Here is a 16,195-nt window from a genome sequence, read left to right as displayed (position 1 = left end):
TTAAAACACAAAAAAACCCCATGCAGACTGCATGGGGTACGGGTTATTCATACCGTAACGCTTCAATCGGATCTAAGCGTGATGCTTTGTTGGCGGGCAGCATGCCGAAAATGACACCGATCAGCATACTGAACAGTACGCCGATACAAACCACCTGCCAAGAAACGAGCGACGGCCAGCCTGCGATAAGGGAAACGAGTGATGCTCCCCCGTAGCCGAGACCGATTCCGATTAAGCCGCCGATTAATGTAAGCACAACAGATTCAATTAAGAATTGTGTCAGAATCTGTCCTCTCGTGGCACCAAGCGATTTGCGGATGCCGATTTCTCTTGTCCGTTCCGTCACTGATACGAGCATAATATTCATGACCCCGATCCCGCCGACAATGAGAGAAATACCGGCGATCGAACCGATGATCGTCGTCATGACGGTCGTGACCTGACCGATTCCCGCCGCGATTTCTTCCATATTCATAACTTGATAGGCCTCTTTTGTACCGTGATTGTCATTTAAGAGACGGGCCGCTTCTTTTCCTGTTGATTTGATTTGATCAGCGGACTCCGTCTGAACGGAAACGTTGCTGTAGTCGTTAGTACCGAAAGACGTTTTCAGCATGTTGAACGGCACATACATTTCACTGAGTCCTAACGATAAAAAACCGCTCTCTTCTTTCAGTACGCCGATTACTTCAACGGGCTGTCCGCCGGCCCAGACGATTTTTCCGAGCGGAGACGTTTTCCCGAACAGCTTTTCAGCCATTTTTTTCGAAATGATTCCCGCTCTTTTCCCGGAAAGAAAATCATTGTCCGTAAATGTCCGTCCATCTTGAACGTCCAGCTTTTTTACGTCCATGTAGCCGCTGTTAATGCCGTTCAGCGTAATATCCGTGTCTTCTTCATGGTAACGGGCCGTCATGGATTTTACAGCGGAAGCGACAACCTGCTTTACGCCGTCCACTCCTTTTAATCCATTAATATCTTCTTCTGTAAAACTCGCTTCCTGTAAGGCGTTCGGATTGGCTGTTAATTCTTCATCACTCGGAAGGTAAAACAATTCAATCGTATTGCCCGGCCCGCTGATGGATTGCTTCAGCATTTGCTCTCCGCCCTGGCCGACAGCCACAACAACGATTACTGAACCGACGCCGATAATGATTCCGAGCATTGTCAGAATCGATCTCAGCTTGTGAGCTCTTACGGAACTGAGGGCCATCCGGAGATTTTCTGACAGGCTCATTCCCCCACTCTCCTCTGCTCAGCATCGCGGGAAACGATCATGCCGTCACGGACGAAAATCACTCTGTTTGTACAGTCCGCCACTTCAGGCTCATGAGTCACAAGCACCACGGTCACGCCCTCTGCATTAAGCTCTGTGAACTGCTCCATAATGGAAATGCTTGTTTTCGTATCCAGCGCGCCGGTCGGTTCATCAGCTAAAATGAGCTTCGGTTCGTTCACGATGGCTCTTGCAATCGCGACACGCTGCTTCTGGCCGCCTGACAGCTCATTCGGCATGTGACGCATCCGATCCGCCAAACCGACTTTTTCCAGTGCATACTCAGCCCGTTCCTCACGCTCTTTTTTGCCGATACCGGCGTAGATCATAGGGAGTTCGACATTTTTTCTTGCATTCAATCGCGGCAGCAGCTGAAACTGCTGAAAGACAAATCCGATTGATTTGTTCCGGACCGCCGCAAGCTCTTTTTCAGTGCATGAAGAAACATCTTCGCCCGCAAGCCTGTAACTGCCGGACGTCGGTCTGTCCAGACAGCCGATGATATTCATGATCGTAGATTTCCCCGATCCCGACGGTCCCATAATTGACACATATTCTCCTTCTTCAATCGTCAAGTCGATTGAACGAAGAACATCAAACGTCTCCTTGCCGATCTGATAGCTTTTTTTCACCTTTGAAAGCTGAATCATCTATGCTTTCACATCCGTTCCGTCAGTCAAACCGTCAGCCGGATTCAAAATGACTTTATCATCCTTTGAAAGCCCCTCTTTTATCTCCGTAAGCTGATTTGCGGTATCGCCGACTTTAACTTTCACGCGTTTGGCCTTCCCGTCTTTTACCGTAAAGACCCAGTGCTCATCTCCGTCTTTTTTAACCGCGGAGGACGGCAGCGTATCGGCTTTCCGTTTGTCGGTTTCAATGTTCATAATTAATTTAAACCCCGGCTTGCCCTCCGGAAGGTTTCCGATCAGCTTAACCTGGAACGGATACTGCACGGCCTGTTCCGTACTTTCCCCGGAAGCAGCGCTTGACTTTTGATCAGGAACGAGGCCGACAGCCGCCACTCTCCCTTTCCACGTTTTACCTGGAATGGCGTCTGAGGTAATTGTAACGCTTTGTCCCTTTTTCACTTTCAGCGTGTCGTATTCGGACAAATTGCCGGCAACGATCAGGTGTTCCGGGTCTCCTATATGTATAACCGGTTCTTGAATATCCGATTTTTTAGAAGCCGCTTCTTGATTTACCGAGATAACCGTCCCGTCCATCTCACTCTTAACATTGAGATTCGCCACTTGATTTTCAAGAGACTGCTTTTGCAAATCAGATTGCTTTAATTCGATTTCAGCCGTTTTTTGCTGAAGCTGCAGATCAGTCCGTTCGGATTCAATTTGTTTTTTGGCTTCCGCTTCTCCCACTTGTTTTGCCAGATCTTGTTCCTTGCTGTTTAATGCTCTGAGTTTTTCTTCAACTTGTTCGATTTGCATCCGTTTTGATTGTTCTGTCAACTCATTTTGTTCTTTATCAAGATTGAGCTGCTCATTTGTATACGTGACTAACGACGACCCTTTTTTTACTTTGTCGCCTTCTTTTACTTTCACTTTATCAAGAGTTCCTTTATCCGCTTCATAAAAAACATACTGTTCTTTAGAGAATTTAAGTGTTCCCGGAACCATAACCGTAGATGAGATTTCTCTGTTTTCCATGGTTCCGGTTTCGATTTTTTTCCCGGCGCTGCCGCCCGCGGGAGCGGCAGACTTATAAATATTGATACCGATGAATACTGCAACAATTACGGCAATGCCGATTCCGATCCAAATTTTTTTCATGTTATACACCTGCTGTCACTGAACTTAACAGTCCTCCGACTGCCGAAACCAAAAGCATAATAACAAACAGGACAATCGCGGAAGTCCAGGCCGCTTTTTTTGAAATGCCGCCTGTATAGCGAAGTCCCAAAGCGAGCAGAATATAGCTCCAGATGCTGAAAATGTCGAACGCGCTTAAAAAGACCGCGACGCCGTCTCCGGCCGGTATGACACTCGCCAAAGATGTAACGGCGTACAGTGAGCCCGCACCGGTAAAATAAGTAACAAGACCGTTAATAACTAAGCCGATGTTGGTAATAAATGCCGTAAACAGGCTGAGTGAGAGCATTTTTTTGTAAGTTGTCACGCCGCCTGAAATTTTGACGCACAGCCAGTAAATGAGCGGAACGATAAACAGAGCGATAATGCCCCCGAAGATTCCTCCGAACATCGAGCCGAATTTAGCGAAGGTTTTGGTCATTTCAATCTGATCATCCGACAATCCGTCAAGAGATGAGCTGTTCAGCACTTCTTCATAATTCATCCCCAATCCGCGCAAAATACTGCCGGCCGCGATGAGAATGATGACAATCAGGAGAGGAATGCCGATGACCGGCTTCTCTTTTAATCTTTTAAACTGCACAACAGGACTTGTAATGACGCCGAAAATTGACGGCTTTTCCGTTACTGCCGTATTGCTTTTTTCCAGGTTTGGTTCCATATTGCTGATGCCTCCTATGTATTATTCTGTTTATACGTACGCTTTAGGCTGAGAGAAGTTTCAATTTTTTTGCCGTTTGCGTATTTATGCTAAATTGTAACACAAATTCTCAGCTTTACGTTCCATAATTATGTAAAAAAAAGCATTGTCAGACCGGTATGACGGGAGGTTCAAAGCCTTGTGAAGGCACTGTCTTCAGCCTCTTCATGTAATCAAAACCGCCTCAACCACAAATCCCTTTAAATCCCATTTAGATGTTCTCTGGAATATAGCTTCTATATACAAAAAGCCGGATGGCAATGATGCACATCCGGCTCTTTTTTCACCCTCCGCTTACAGGAGGGATAAAGGCAATGGTATCACCTTCTGTTACGATGCGGTTGTCTTTTACATATGTTTCATTGATTGCGATCATGGCATTGTCAATCGTCTGAAGGCCGTACCGTTCCTTTAGCAGCGTTTTTACAGCAGACGCCGCCGTCTCTTTTTCGTCAAGTTCAATGACCGGTGTTCCCGCCTGCTCCGCAAGCCCGGCAAACAATAATACTTTAATCATCGCGATTCCCCTTTATTCAAATCCGGTTTTCCGTTCGGATAGGGCGTTGTTTCCAGCTGATCGCCTATCCATTCTTCGCCGTCTTCCCAGATTTCTTTTTTCCATATCGGCACAATCTGTTTTATCCGTTCAATTGCATATTCATTCGCCTCATATGCCGCCTTTCTGTGCGGTGAAGACACGGCGATTACGACCGCTGCTTCTCCGATATCAAGGACGCCGACACGGTGAGTGATTGCAGCTTCGGCTCCTTCCCATTTCGCGCTGATTTCATCGCCGATTTGAGAAAGCATTTGAACAGCCATCGGTTCATACGCTTCATATTCGAGCCGTACCGTCCGCCGCCCGGCAGTCCACTCTCTGACCGTGCCGATAAACGTTGTGATGGCGCCGGCTTCACGCTTTTCAACTTTTTTTACGATATTTTCCGCAATGATAGGTTCCCTTGTAATTTGAAAACGTTCCATTTAAGCAGATTCCCCTTTCAGCTGCGAAAGCACAAACATCATGGCAGCCGGATCGTCCGCATGGAATACGGGCATGCCTGCATCTGCCGGCATATGCTCCGTATTTCTGCTGACAACTGCGATCACGCGCTCCAAATGCTTCAGCTTTTGCCAATCTTCGCTGTCTTTGATCATAATGATTTTCGGATGCGGCGCATGTTTAAATCCCTCTATGAGAAGACCGTCAATTCCCAGACATTCATACAGACTGATCAAACCCGCCAGATCCCATTTTTTTCGCGCCGTAAGCTGCAGGACGCCGTCCCCTTCTACTGCCGTAACCGCGGCTCCGGCTTTTGAAAAACGCTCCGAGTCTTTTCCGTCAGAAAAAGGTTCCGGTTCTCCGCCATGTCCGTGATGTTTTAAACATCCAATATCGCACTCTTTCGGCGCCGCTTTCAGCACACGTTCAATAAACGTTGTTTTACCGCTGTTTTGAAAACCTACGATCTGGACGATCGGGAAAGAATTGACCACGGCCATTCACTTCCATTCTCATCACGGATGAGGAGCGCGTGAACCGTCCGGCCCGCTTCATACCCCCTCGTTCCTCCCGGCAGAAGGATAAACGCGTTTGCTTCGGCTAGAGATGTGACTGAGCTTGATTTATCGAGACCGACCGGTGACGCCATCATCTTTCCGTCCTTATGATAAACAAATGCCCTCACAAATCTCGTAAACGGATTCGGTTTCGGAAAGTCGTTTGTTAACACGGCTTCCGCCCATCCGGAATGAGGTTTTTCATTCAGAAGCCACGTCTGAATCATCGGTTTGACAAACAGGGTGAATCCGACATAACATGCGGACGGATTGCCTGAAAGGCCGAACAGCAGCATGTCATCGGCCCGGGCGACAGTTGTCACGCTCCCCGGGCGCATTGCCACTTTGTTAAAAAGAACTTCCGCTCCGAGCTTATTATAAATGTCTGGAAGAAAATCAAAATCGCCGACTGACACGCCGCCGGTCGTGATGAGAAAATCAACTTTTTTCATAGCTTCCTTCACCGCAGCATAGCTGTCATCAAAATCATCGGAAATTTCCCCTAAGTTCAGCGGTACCGCGCCCGCTTCAATGATCTGGGCATACACCATGGCTGCGTTGCTGTTGCGGATTTTCCCCGGCTCAAGCGGATCGCTGACATGAAGAAGCTCGGTTCCCGTTGCGATAATGCCGACAACCGGCTTTCTGACCACGGGAACGGAAGCATAGCCGAAGGTTGCTAAAAGAGCGGTTACGCCCGGCGTGATTTTCGTCCCTTTTTTTAATAGCGAGCTGCCTATTTTCGCATCTTCTCCTTGATTTGAAATATTATCCCCCGCATGAAAAGGGCGTTTCACTGACATATAATTCGTCCCGTTTTCAGAAAACGTTTTTGTCAGCTCAAGCATCACTACGGCATCCGCGCCTTTTGGAATCTGCGCCCCCGTCATAATGCGGACCGCTTCATAAGGCCCGAGTTCTTTTTCTGACACGGCGCCTGCTCCGATATGGTCAATGACTTCAAAGGTGACGGCATTGTCACGGGAAGCCGTTTTTGAATCGCTCGCCCTGATGGCAAACCCGTCATACGGGGAACGGTTAAAGGCCGGCACATCATGATCCGCCTTAACATCCTCCGCCAAATAGCGGTGGAGACTGTCCTCAAGCGCCACCCATTCGGTATCCCCCTGTTTTTTATACCGGCTCACCCGGCGGACTGCTTCGTCCACCTGAATCGGCGTTCTTTTTTCAAGCATAACAATATCTCCCCTTCCTACAGTCCGATCACCCTGGCCAGAACTGAATTTGCTTCTTTTATATCGTTTGTGCCGTGAATCAAAGCCCGTCCGTCCTGAAAAATAACGATTCTGAAGCGCTCATACGCCATGTGCAGCAGAAATTCATTTGCTTCCACTTTACCGATCTGCTTCAGACGTTTGACAAGCTCTTCTTTATCCAGCCTCTTTAAGGCTTCCGATCTGATTTGAACGGTGTCTCTTCCGCACAGCACGCTTGCTTTCGGCCTGTTTTCAGGCTGCAGATACGGATATACGGGCTCCGCGCCGCAGGAAGGGCAATGATTCCGTTTGATCTGATCCACATTTATGCTCATATTGGTGTTATTCCACACGTCAAACGTGAAAAAGCGCCGATTTACCGCCGCATGATTTCCTGTCAGCAATTTCAGCGCCTCAGCCTGCTGATAAGCGGAGACGATATGAACCGCCGGAGGTATGATGCCTGCTGTATCACATGTCGCTCCGCCCACGGGCATTTGCTCAAACAGGCAGGATAAACACGGCGTAACCCCCGGAATAATCGTCATGCACATTCCCTGACTGCTGACACAGGCACCGTAAATCCAAGGTGTTTTCGTTTTCAGCGCCAGATCATTGATGACCATTCTCGTTTCAAAATTATCTGTCGCATCCACGATGCAATCCGCTTGTTCGATCAGCGGTTCGAGCGTTTCCGCCGTACCTTCCGCCGCGTAAGCATCGATATGTATATCACTGTTTACCGCCAAAAGACGCGCCTTGGCCGCCATTGCTTTCGGCAGGCGCTGTCTCGCGTCTTCTTCTGTATACAGCTGCTGTCTTTGTAAATTGCTCCATTCCACATAATCCCGGTCAATAATCGCCATACGGCCCGCTCCGGCTCTTGCCAAACCCTCTGCTGCTGCTGTTCCGAGGGCTCCGGCTCCGACAATCAGGACACTGCTGTCAGCCAGCGCCTGCTGCCCTTTTTCCCCTATCGGCTTAAATCTTGTCTGCCGCGAATAGCGCTCTTCCATCTGTGTTGTCCCCTTGCATTTTTATTTCCATCATACCATGTTTCTTCCCGATCAGTCCTGATTTGAAGACTCGACATGCGCCAAAAGTCTGGTGTAATCGTCCTGTGTGTTGATATTAGCGAACTCCTCCGGCCCGGCGCTGATGTCTTCAGCCTGCACATAACAGACAGACAGCCGTTTCAGCGTGTCTGTCATTTTCAGTTTGTTTTGTGTCAGCTGATCAAAAAGCACATCCTGCACCCGTTTATGGTAAACCGCCAAGAGGGGCTGCTCTCTGTTTTCACAAACCGGTATGACAGCGTCCAGATTTCCGGTCAGCTTCATTTCAAGCGCCGCCATCGTTTTTCTTGTCACGAGCGGCGTGTCACAGGATATGACCGTATATATTTCGCCTTCCGTTTGTTTCATTGCCGTATAGATGCCGGCAAGCGGGCCCATTCCCCGAAACCGCGGCTCATCGGCCAAAACATGCCGCTCCCTGTTTGATAAGAACTTTTTTATATGCTCAGGGCGGCTGATAATTACCGTTTCTCCGCCGCCGAAGGCTTTTTTCGCCTGTTCATAAAACATGCCGCCCTTCCACTTTGCAAAAGCTTTCGGTTCTCCGAATCTTCGGGAAGCTCCCCCCGCTAATATTACATTCACCCGTTTCATGTCATCTCTCTCCCATTCTATATAAAAGCATAGCAAACGCCTCAGCCGAAATACAATATTACGGTGCTTGTCTGTTTAATTAAGAGGAATAGCCGTTGATCCTTTCCCATATTGTAGTGTTAACATCATGAGGGAGATGGTTCTTATGAAAATATCCGGTCCGTTTTTCCACGACACTTCTCAAGAGAACCTTTACTTGAAATCCGAACTTTCCAGATGCAGAAAATTAATTTCAGAATTTGAAGCAAGCTACTTCCATCAAAAAAATAATAAGCTTCAGGAGGAAAACGCCAATATTAAAGAGCGGCTTCACAAGCTTTCTGACGAATTGAAAGCCATGGCTCAAAAACACAAACAGACAAGTGACACGGAACGTTCTTTGCATGAAATCAGAGCCGGGCTGCTCGATAAAATCGTCATTCTGCAAGAACTGCTTCAGCAGGAAACGTTTCGGCGGAAAAATGAGATGGAAGAAAAGCACCGTCTGCATCTTACAAATGTAAAATTTGAAGAAGAAAATAAAAACTTACATACCCGCATCCGCTCACTTGAGACCGCCATTCAGACTGAACGGACTTCTCACGAAGATATGAAACAGCGTTATCATGCCGCTGCAGACGAAAATACCCGGCTCCAAACACAAATGATAGAAAAAGAATACCAGCTCAAACATATTAAAATAGAAATTAATCATATGAGAGATCGAATACTAGAAACAAAAGAACGGCTTGTAGAAATAGAAAAAACGAAAGAAAAGTTATTTCAAGAAACCATTCTTTCGTATAAACGGCAGCTGGACGAAAGTGATGCTTGGATTGCCGGCCATTTTGCTGATATTGACAGCCGCACGGCGGAACCGGCGGAACAAGCTCTGGAAATCCCTTCTGTTTCCAAAGAGACTGTTCAGGCAGAAGACTTGCTTAAAGCCGTTACCGAACAAGTCATCTCCCTGCAAAAACAATTTGTACAATCAGAGTCCCGCGATCAGTCGTTTGATGAAAAACTGGATGCGTTGAAAGAACGTGCTGACGGCGAAAAGCCTTTCCAAAAATATGTCGTCAAGCTTGAAAAAAAGCCGGGAAAAGATGCGTCACTTCCGCAGAATAAGCGGGAAAACGCAAAAAAACTGCTTGAGTAACGCAAGCAGTTTTTACTGTTTTATTATTCAGCAGCCGTATCATTTGCCGTTTCTGATGTTTCCTGAGAAATTTCTCCCTCAAGAATATATTGGCCGCGGTATGGTTTCTTCACTTCCGGATACATTTTAATTAAGCTTTGCATAAATGTTGTCATATTAGGAATTTCAAGGCCGCTTTCCTTTTCAATTTCCTTTTGCAGTTCGGAACTTTTGATCGCTGCATTGTGGCGTTTCAATGTTTTAATCGCTGCTTCGCGCAGTTTTGCCGCTTTTGATCCCGGTCTCGCCGTCCCTCTTCTTCTTCTTGTAGAACCGTCTGGAATGCCGGCGGGAAGAGACGTAATAGACTGCATCTGCGGCTGGGAGGATTGAGGCTGTGTCTGCGGCTTTTGATAGCTTCTCATTTCCTGTGCTGCAAGCTCTGCAAGCACCGGGAGAGAGTCACTTTTTTTCTCCGGACGAAACTCTTTTTTTGTATCGGACAGGCTGCCTGTATTGTCTAATTCTCTCAGTTTTGCATATATTTTATCACGTTCTATTTGATATTCACGAATGACTTTTACCTCTGCTTCGTTCAATTGTTCTAAACGTAAGCGCAGCGCTTCTCTTTCATTAAACATGTGTAAAACCCCCTGTCAAAAATTTAAACGCTTTTATTAAGATATTAGATTACAAAAGTAATTTTATCAACTATTATTTTATCATTTTACTATTTTATTTACTCTATGAAAAATTGCTTATTTTCTGAAAATGGTACTTTATATACAAAAATCCCTTATCATATAGGGGATTCTGGACAAAGTTCCAATTTATTCAACCATTTCAAAATATAACTTGAAATTACTTGTTTAATGAAAATTAGCGTAATATCTACAATTTTCGACTATAATATGTAAAAGATTATGATATGGATAAAACAAGCGGTACAGCGTGTTTACGGCTGTTTCTCTTATTTTTTAAGCCACACATAGCATATTGGAATTTTTTATCCAATAGGCACAAAAAAACCCTGTTACCTAAACGACAAAGGGTTTGCGGAACCGAGACAATAGTCCGACGGAGATTGTCCCGATTACTCAGAAGCCTGCTCCGATTCTGAAAGTACTCGGCTGACGCGTTTTTCAAGCATTTTCATCCCGCTTCCTCCCGCTTGAAAATGGCGGAGCTGTCCGCTTTTATCAAAAACGTAATAAGCCGGCACATATTCATTTTCAAATGCTTTAGTCAGCGTATGATCGCTGTCGACGTAAATCGGCTGAGAGATATCGTGTGCAGCCGCTGTTTCCTAGATTTTCTCAAGGTCAAGATCATCTTCGGAACGGGGCATGTGAACGGCCACCACATTCAGCTGATCTTTATATTTATCACGAAATTCGTTCATCTCAGGCATCGCTTCTTTACACATGGGGCAGCTGGCGGACCAGAAGTGAATCAGCGCCGGCTTTCCGCCGACCAGCTGTTCCTTCGTGACTTCTCTGTTAATCCATGCTTTAGCGCCTGTCAATTCAGACATTTGCTGACGTAATTTCATCTTATTTCCCTCCTTATGAAAAAGGTTTTTTGCCGGGGCTTTCAGTTTCGCCGGGCAACGTTCTCCTGTTTTCCCTCCAAAGGATATGATTTGGCTGAATCACCATGTTAAAATGAGTGTGGCGATTTCTTAGTTCATATCTTCACAAAAATGATGATATTGAAACCGGCAATATGAACAAATCATAAATGAAATAACTGATTTCTATTAAAAAGGTTTATTTTATTTTAAAAACGGGTATATCACTTTTAGCTTTTTCCGCAATAGACTTGAAAGGAAGACATCACTATGATTGATTTAAAACACTTTGATTGGGCCGGGCTTCTCACATCTGCCGGGATTTTCATCATAAAGCTGGCTCTCATTATTTTAGCGTACTTTATTTTCCGGACGGCAGGAAAAAAGCTGATCAAGCATCTGTTTCAGAAATTCGAGCAACAAAACAACCTCTCCAAAGGCCGCGCTTATACTTTGCGAAGCCTCGCGCTTAATGTATATGGATACATCCTGATTTTCGTTTTTATCGTAATGATTTTGGATTTATTTCACTACAATCCGAGCGCTCTCATTGCCGGCGCCGGCGTGGTCGGTCTCGCAGTCGGCTTCGGGGCTCAGGGGCTCGTCAGTGACATCGTCACCGGATTTTTTATCCTTTTGGAAAAACAGATCGACGTCGGCGATTATATTACGGTTGCCGGCTACAGCGGCATTGTCGAGCAGGTCGGTCTCCGTACGACGCAAATCCGGAGCTTTGACGGCACGCTTCACTATCTTCCCAACCGGGGCATTACGAATGTGAGCAACCATTCCCGCGGAACGATGCAGGCGCTTGTCGATATTAAAGTGCCGCTTGAAAAAAATCTTGATGAAACCATTCAAATCCTGCAAACCGCGTGTGACAAAGCAGCCGCTGAGCTCCCGCAGATTAAGGAAGGGCCGGACGTCATCGGGGTTCAGGATTTAAGCTCGTCAGAAATGGTGCTCAGAATCATTGCCAAAACAGAAAATATGGAGCAATGGCGGGTTGAACGCGTACTGCGGAGAGAAATGAAAATCGCGCTCGACCGTTTTAAAAACGCCGCATCCGCCGAATAGAAAAACCGAAGCGTAAGCTTCGGTTTTTTCTTTTTAATGAAATTTTTTTTCCACTTCGCTGCAGATTTCGTCGGCGGTCATTCCGGAAGCCGTAATGACGGGAGCCTGAGTTGACGTATCGGCAATTCCTTGGACATTGCTGTCAAGTCCGGTTACGACACAGCAGTCACAATTCTTCGCATCCTCAGGAGTCTTCATCATCACTACGTCATATCCTTTTTGTTTTAACGCCTGTTCTACATCCGATAAAGATTGTTCAATTCCAATTTTTTTCGTCATATTGAACACCTCCGTTATGTAGAATGCTCAATTTTTGTTAGATTATTCTTCTTTTCGGATTTAATTGGCATACTTCGAAAAATATCCGACCATGACATTTACCGCGGTTTCCATCGCTTCTTCATCCGGGTTCAGCTTTGCGTGATGAAGCCCGTGGGATGAATCGGCCCCCAGCCAGAACATAAAGCCAGGATATTTTTTCAGCATATATCCGAAATCTTCTCCGGTCATCGCTTCTTTCGCCGTTCTTACGTCAGCAAGCTGATGATCGCTGACAAATTGCATAAATTCTTCGGTCAGGCCGCTTGTATTATAAACTTGATGATAAACGGACGGATACGTGACTTTTCCTTTGCATCGGAAGCCGATTTCAATTCCTTTGACAAGCTCTTCAATCCGCTTTTTCACCATACGCATTGATTCCTCGGAAAGCGTCCGGATGGTTCCCTCCAGATGAGCATGCTCTGCGATGATATTTTGCGCCGTGCCCCCGGTAATCGTTCCGACAGTGATCACAGCGCTGTCAAGCGGATCCGTATTTCTGGATATGACCGTCTGCAGCTGCGTGACAAGCGTGCTCGCGGCGACGACCATGTCGTCTGCTGTATGCGGATATGCCGCATGCCCGCCTTTCCCCTCGAGATCGATGACGAGTTCGCTCGTATTGGCAAACAGCAAGCCGCTTTTGGTGGAAATGGTGCCGACCGGCAGCTCAGGTGCTATATGGAGAGCGGTAATCAAATCCGGCGTCCATTTTTTCAGCACATCGCTTTCAAGCATCGGTTCCGCTCCGCCCGGTCCTTCTTCAGCCGGCTGGAATAAAAAGAGCAGATCATGTTTGACGGGATGATGGACAAAATGATCAATAATGCCGAGCGCGATGGTCATGTGCATATCGTGGCCGCATGCGTGCATAAAACCGGGGTGTTCAGATGCAAACGGAAGCCCCGTCTGCTCTTCAATCGACAGAGCGTCTATATCCGCTCTGTAGGCGAGCATTTTTTCCGGAGCCGTGCCGTTGACTTTGACAAAGATGCCGGTTCTCCAAGTTTCGATTTCAATTCTGTCCTCCGGATATTGGTTCAATAGATTCAGCAGGTACTGTTGGGTTTTATATTCCTGAAAGCCGATCTCCGGAATGCGGTGCAGATCTCTTCGGATGGCAATGAGCCGCTCTTTTTCCATATGTATTCCTCCTTGAGATAAGAATAAGGCGTGGATTTTATCATCCACGCCCATTCTATCAAACCATTCCTTACAGCTGGCGTAATTCCTGTTTGATTTCTGTTTTGCCTTTTGTTTTTTCATCGATATCTTTGATTTTTTTCGCAGGTGTTCCCGCTACCACGGTATATGGCTCGACGTCATTTACAACGATGGCTCCGGCAGCGACAACCGCGCCTTTACCGATTGTTACGCCTTCAAGCACAACCGCATTTGCGCCGATCACAACGTCGTCTTCCACGACAACAGGCTTAGCGCTAGGCGGCTCAATAACGCCCGCTAATACAGAACCCGCTCCGATGTGGCAGTTTTTGCCGACAGTCGCGCGTCCACCGAGAACAACGTTCATATCAATCATCGTACCTTCGCCGATGACTGAACCGATATTAATAGATGCACCCATCATGATAACGGCATTGTCGCCGATTTCGACTTGGTCGCGGATAATAGCGCCGGGCTCGATTCTCGCTTTAACATCTTTTAAATCAAGCATCGGGATCGCAGAGTTGCGGCGGTCATTTTCAATGACGTAATCCTCAATTTTGTCTTTGTTTTCTTCGATTGCGCTTTTAATTTCAGCCCACTCACCAAAAACGACGCCGGATTGGCCGTTCAGGAATGTTTTAGCGGAATCGCCAAAGCTGATTCCTTCAAGATCGCCTTTTACATACACTTTTACAGGCGTTGATTTTGTACTATTTTGAATAAATGAAATAATTTCATTTGCATCCATCATTTTCATATGTATTGTCCTCCTCTGATTTTCTACCTCATTACTGTAACAAAGGAAGGATACAAAGACAAGAAAAAAAGGAACAAGCCTTTATTCTGCCGGCTGGCTGCACAGCGCGGCAAACTGTCTTCCGAATTCCCGGAGCTCTTCTTCCTCACTGCCCTCAGGGTTGTTTTCAATTTTGACCAACGGCAGCACCACCCGCCCGCCGCGGGCCGTGATTACTTTTTCCAATTCGTCAAGCGCTCCGCAAAAAAACTCATAGGACGTATCTCCGGAACCGAACAAAGCAAATGTTTTCCCCTTAAACTCCAGGTTTTCCATATCTTCAGCAATATCGAGCATTTCATCAGGAAGATCCCCGTCTCCCCACGTATATGTGCCTAATAAAATATACTCGTAATCATTAAAAAGTTCGGCATGAATATCCATCGCTTCATATCTGTCTACGGATGCTTGTGCTTCGATCAACCCTTTTTCAATTAAATCCGCCATTGCCTCGGTGTTTCCTGACATTGTAGCGTAAACAAGCAATACATTCCCCATCTTCGTCTCTCCTTTATGCATAAAAACTAATGTGCGAGCTGTACCGCCTCATACGGTCTGACATACTTACTTTCGTAAAGGCCCGCGCAAAAAAAGTTTTCTTCCCGGTTGGCCACCCGCCATCCGTGACCGCGGATCGTATCAAACCACTTTAATTCACCGGTGGCCAGATCAGCTTGATAAATACGCGAAAATCCATTTTCGTCCTGTGACGATGTGACATAAATAATCCCGTTATCCTCAGAAACGTCGAGAAATGATTTTTCCCGTACGGCGGGCCCGGCTGTAATGGCAAACTCCTCTTGCGTCCGTACGTTTAGGACGGCAACCTCCCCCCGTTCTCCCTTTGCCGCGCCCTTTGCTGCAATGAGCCAGTCATTCTGATACATCATCATTGAAGCCGTCATGCGCTGCCTTTCGCAGCTTATACGCCGGATGCGGTCTTCCGTCAGATCATACGCCCAAATGCCGCCATGATTCATATGAATCCGGGTGCCGATATAAATCGTCTGACCGTGTAAACAAAGCGAACGGATGACAGGCGGCTCCTTTAATTGTGAAAAGGGCTTAGCCACATGCCAAGTGACGCCGAAATCATCAGATAAGTAGAGGCAGTATGTGCCGTGCGCACAGACAAACCCGTCATTCCGCCCGGCAACGGCCCATACGGAGGCGCTGGTCGGAAATCGGGAGGCCGTCCAAGTCTTTCCCTGATCGGCTGATCTGAGGACGGCGCCTTTTTCTCCAGCGGCGAATATGTAAGGCCCTATGTAAGTCAGCACATGAATTCTGCTTTTCACTCGGAATAGTCTTTTCCAGCCTTCTTCCGCGGAAAAATGAAAAATACCTTCGTCTTTCACTGCGACAAAATATCCTGAAGTCACTGATGCCATGACAGCCGTCGCGCCTTTATGAAACATGGCACCGGTCTCCGTGGTGAGCGGCCCATGCAAGAAAACCGCGGACAAATTCTTTGCAGCATTCCTGATCTTCAGCCGTCTCGGGCGCCAGCTCGATTTTCAGCGTTTCCGGATATAAATTGGCTCCGGCCTGTTCAAACGCATCGCAAAACAGCGTGACCGCTTCGCAAAACTTCGGGTAGGCGTGATCGCCTGAACCGAAACAAGCCGTTTTCAGTCCGTTGAGCTGGCTGTGCAGAATATCTTCGTAAAAATCTTCCGCTTCGTAAGGAAGATCACCGTCCCCCCATGTGTACGTGCCGACAAAAACATAATCATATGCTTCGAGAGAATCCGCATCTGCTTCGTCCATGTCAAGACAGTCAACTGCTATCTGATGCCCGCTCAGTGTTTCTTTTATAATGCCGGCAATATCCTCTGTATTCCCCGACATGCTTGCGTATATCATTAATGCTTTCTGCATATGATCACCTCGTA

Annotated in this window: 19 protein-coding genes and 1 pseudogene; 2 read left to right on the top strand and 18 right to left on the bottom strand. The window is 46.8% G+C overall.

The features are described from left to right. Nucleotides 1–43: 43 nt before the first annotated feature. From HWY38_RS08305 to HWY38_RS08260, 10 genes are all read right to left on the bottom strand, one after another. Nucleotides 44–1,237, bottom strand: coding sequence for an ABC transporter permease (locus HWY38_RS08305; RefSeq protein ID WP_038457867.1), 1,194 nt, complete (start codon nucleotides 1,235–1,237; stop codon nucleotides 44–46). Beyond that, nucleotides 1,234–1,926 carry an ABC transporter ATP-binding protein gene (locus tag HWY38_RS08300; RefSeq protein ID WP_007611126.1) on the bottom strand — a complete coding sequence of 231 codons (693 nt, stop codon included), beginning with the start codon at nucleotides 1,924–1,926 and terminating at the stop codon, nucleotides 1,234–1,236. The genes HWY38_RS08305 and HWY38_RS08300 overlap by 4 nt, the downstream gene beginning before the upstream one ends. Continuing rightward, complete coding sequence (locus HWY38_RS08295) at nucleotides 1,927–3,063, bottom strand: efflux RND transporter periplasmic adaptor subunit (RefSeq protein ID WP_012117453.1); 1,137 nt, start codon at nucleotides 3,061–3,063, stop codon at nucleotides 1,927–1,929. Nucleotide 3,064: 1 nt separating this feature from the next. Continuing rightward, the gene (locus tag HWY38_RS08290) at nucleotides 3,065–3,763 is read right to left on the bottom strand and encodes a Yip1 family protein (protein WP_088462194.1); all 699 of its coding nucleotides are present in this window, start codon (nucleotides 3,761–3,763) and stop codon (nucleotides 3,065–3,067) included. 322 nt (nucleotides 3,764–4,085) lie between these two features. Further along, entirely contained in the window at nucleotides 4,086–4,319 is a 234-nt protein-coding gene (moaD, locus tag HWY38_RS08285; protein ID WP_224181645.1) for a molybdopterin converting factor subunit 1, read from the bottom strand. Further along, a complete protein-coding gene (locus HWY38_RS08280) occupies nucleotides 4,316–4,786 on the bottom strand; it encodes a molybdenum cofactor biosynthesis protein MoaE (protein WP_045926916.1) in 471 nt (156 codons plus the stop codon). The genes moaD and HWY38_RS08280 overlap by 4 nt, the downstream gene beginning before the upstream one ends. Further along, entirely contained in the window at nucleotides 4,787–5,308 is a 522-nt protein-coding gene (gene mobB / locus HWY38_RS08275; RefSeq protein ID WP_007409631.1) for a molybdopterin-guanine dinucleotide biosynthesis protein B, read from the bottom strand. It lies immediately after the preceding gene. Beyond that, nucleotides 5,269–6,561, bottom strand: a complete 1,293-nt coding sequence (gene glp / locus HWY38_RS08270; protein WP_224181644.1) for a gephyrin-like molybdotransferase Glp — start codon at nucleotides 6,559–6,561, stop codon at nucleotides 5,269–5,271. The genes mobB and glp overlap by 40 nt, the downstream gene beginning before the upstream one ends. Nucleotides 6,562–6,578: 17 nt before the next feature. Continuing rightward, nucleotides 6,579–7,598 (bottom strand): molybdopterin-synthase adenylyltransferase MoeB, encoded by a 1,020-nt coding sequence (locus HWY38_RS08265; protein WP_032874747.1) that lies wholly within the window; start codon nucleotides 7,596–7,598, stop codon nucleotides 6,579–6,581. Between the two features lie 51 nt (nucleotides 7,599–7,649). Next, a complete protein-coding gene (locus HWY38_RS08260; protein ID WP_224181643.1) occupies nucleotides 7,650–8,252 on the bottom strand; it encodes a molybdenum cofactor guanylyltransferase in 603 nt (200 codons plus the stop codon). Nucleotides 8,253–8,397: 145 nt separating this feature from the next. Here HWY38_RS08260 and HWY38_RS08255 point away from each other — a divergent pair, with 145 nt between their 5' ends. Further along, nucleotides 8,398–9,390: a sporulation protein gene (locus HWY38_RS08255; RefSeq protein WP_224181642.1), complete on the top strand. Its 993-nt coding sequence runs from the start codon at nucleotides 8,398–8,400 to the stop codon at nucleotides 9,388–9,390. 23 nt (nucleotides 9,391–9,413) lie between these two features. On the opposite strand, the gene rok is transcribed toward HWY38_RS08255, so the two are convergent. Both rok and HWY38_RS08245 read right to left on the bottom strand, forming a co-directional pair. Next, nucleotides 9,414–10,010: a transcriptional regulator Rok gene (gene rok / locus HWY38_RS08250; RefSeq protein ID WP_082997942.1), complete on the bottom strand. Its 597-nt coding sequence runs from the start codon at nucleotides 10,008–10,010 to the stop codon at nucleotides 9,414–9,416. Between the two features lie 452 nt (nucleotides 10,011–10,462). Next, nucleotides 10,463–10,921, bottom strand: a pseudogene (locus HWY38_RS08245) (TlpA disulfide reductase family protein). A gap of 288 nt (nucleotides 10,922–11,209) precedes the next feature. Here HWY38_RS08245 and HWY38_RS08240 point away from each other — a divergent pair. Continuing rightward, on the top strand, nucleotides 11,210–12,016 hold the full coding sequence (locus HWY38_RS08240; protein WP_044801353.1) for a mechanosensitive ion channel family protein: 807 nt from the start codon (nucleotides 11,210–11,212) through the stop codon (nucleotides 12,014–12,016). A gap of 33 nt (nucleotides 12,017–12,049) precedes the next feature. Here HWY38_RS08240 and HWY38_RS08235 read toward each other — a convergent pair whose 3' ends face one another. The 6 genes from HWY38_RS08235 to HWY38_RS08210 all read right to left on the bottom strand — a co-directional run bounded on the left by HWY38_RS08235 (nucleotide 12,050) and on the right by HWY38_RS08210 (nucleotide 16,181). Beyond that, nucleotides 12,050–12,295, bottom strand: coding sequence for a YkuS family protein (locus tag HWY38_RS08235; RefSeq protein WP_003154596.1), 246 nt, complete (start codon nucleotides 12,293–12,295; stop codon nucleotides 12,050–12,052). A 60-nt stretch (nucleotides 12,296–12,355) separates the two neighbouring features. After that, a complete protein-coding gene (locus HWY38_RS08230; RefSeq protein ID WP_224181641.1) occupies nucleotides 12,356–13,480 on the bottom strand; it encodes an N-acetyldiaminopimelate deacetylase in 1,125 nt (374 codons plus the stop codon). A gap of 70 nt (nucleotides 13,481–13,550) precedes the next feature. Next, nucleotides 13,551–14,261, bottom strand: a complete 711-nt coding sequence (dapD, locus tag HWY38_RS08225; RefSeq protein WP_007409623.1) for a 2,3,4,5-tetrahydropyridine-2,6-dicarboxylate N-acetyltransferase — start codon at nucleotides 14,259–14,261, stop codon at nucleotides 13,551–13,553. 81 nt (nucleotides 14,262–14,342) lie between these two features. Continuing rightward, a complete protein-coding gene (locus HWY38_RS08220) occupies nucleotides 14,343–14,798 on the bottom strand; it encodes a flavodoxin (protein ID WP_224181640.1) in 456 nt (151 codons plus the stop codon). A 26-nt stretch (nucleotides 14,799–14,824) separates the two neighbouring features. Beyond that, entirely contained in the window at nucleotides 14,825–15,718 is an 894-nt protein-coding gene (locus HWY38_RS08215; RefSeq protein ID WP_224181639.1) for a WD40/YVTN/BNR-like repeat-containing protein, read from the bottom strand. Next, nucleotides 15,708–16,181 carry a flavodoxin gene (locus HWY38_RS08210; protein WP_012117440.1) on the bottom strand — a complete coding sequence of 158 codons (474 nt, stop codon included), beginning with the start codon at nucleotides 16,179–16,181 and terminating at the stop codon, nucleotides 15,708–15,710. The genes HWY38_RS08215 and HWY38_RS08210 overlap by 11 nt, the downstream gene beginning before the upstream one ends. Nucleotides 16,182–16,195: the final 14 nt, after the last annotated feature.

The organism is Bacillus sp. KS1 (genome assembly GCF_020075515.1).
Classification (GTDB): domain Bacteria; phylum Bacillota; class Bacilli; order Bacillales; family Bacillaceae; genus Bacillus; species Bacillus velezensis.
Note: the sequence above shows the minus strand (reverse complement) of the source record. Positions and strands in the feature narration are given on the sequence as shown.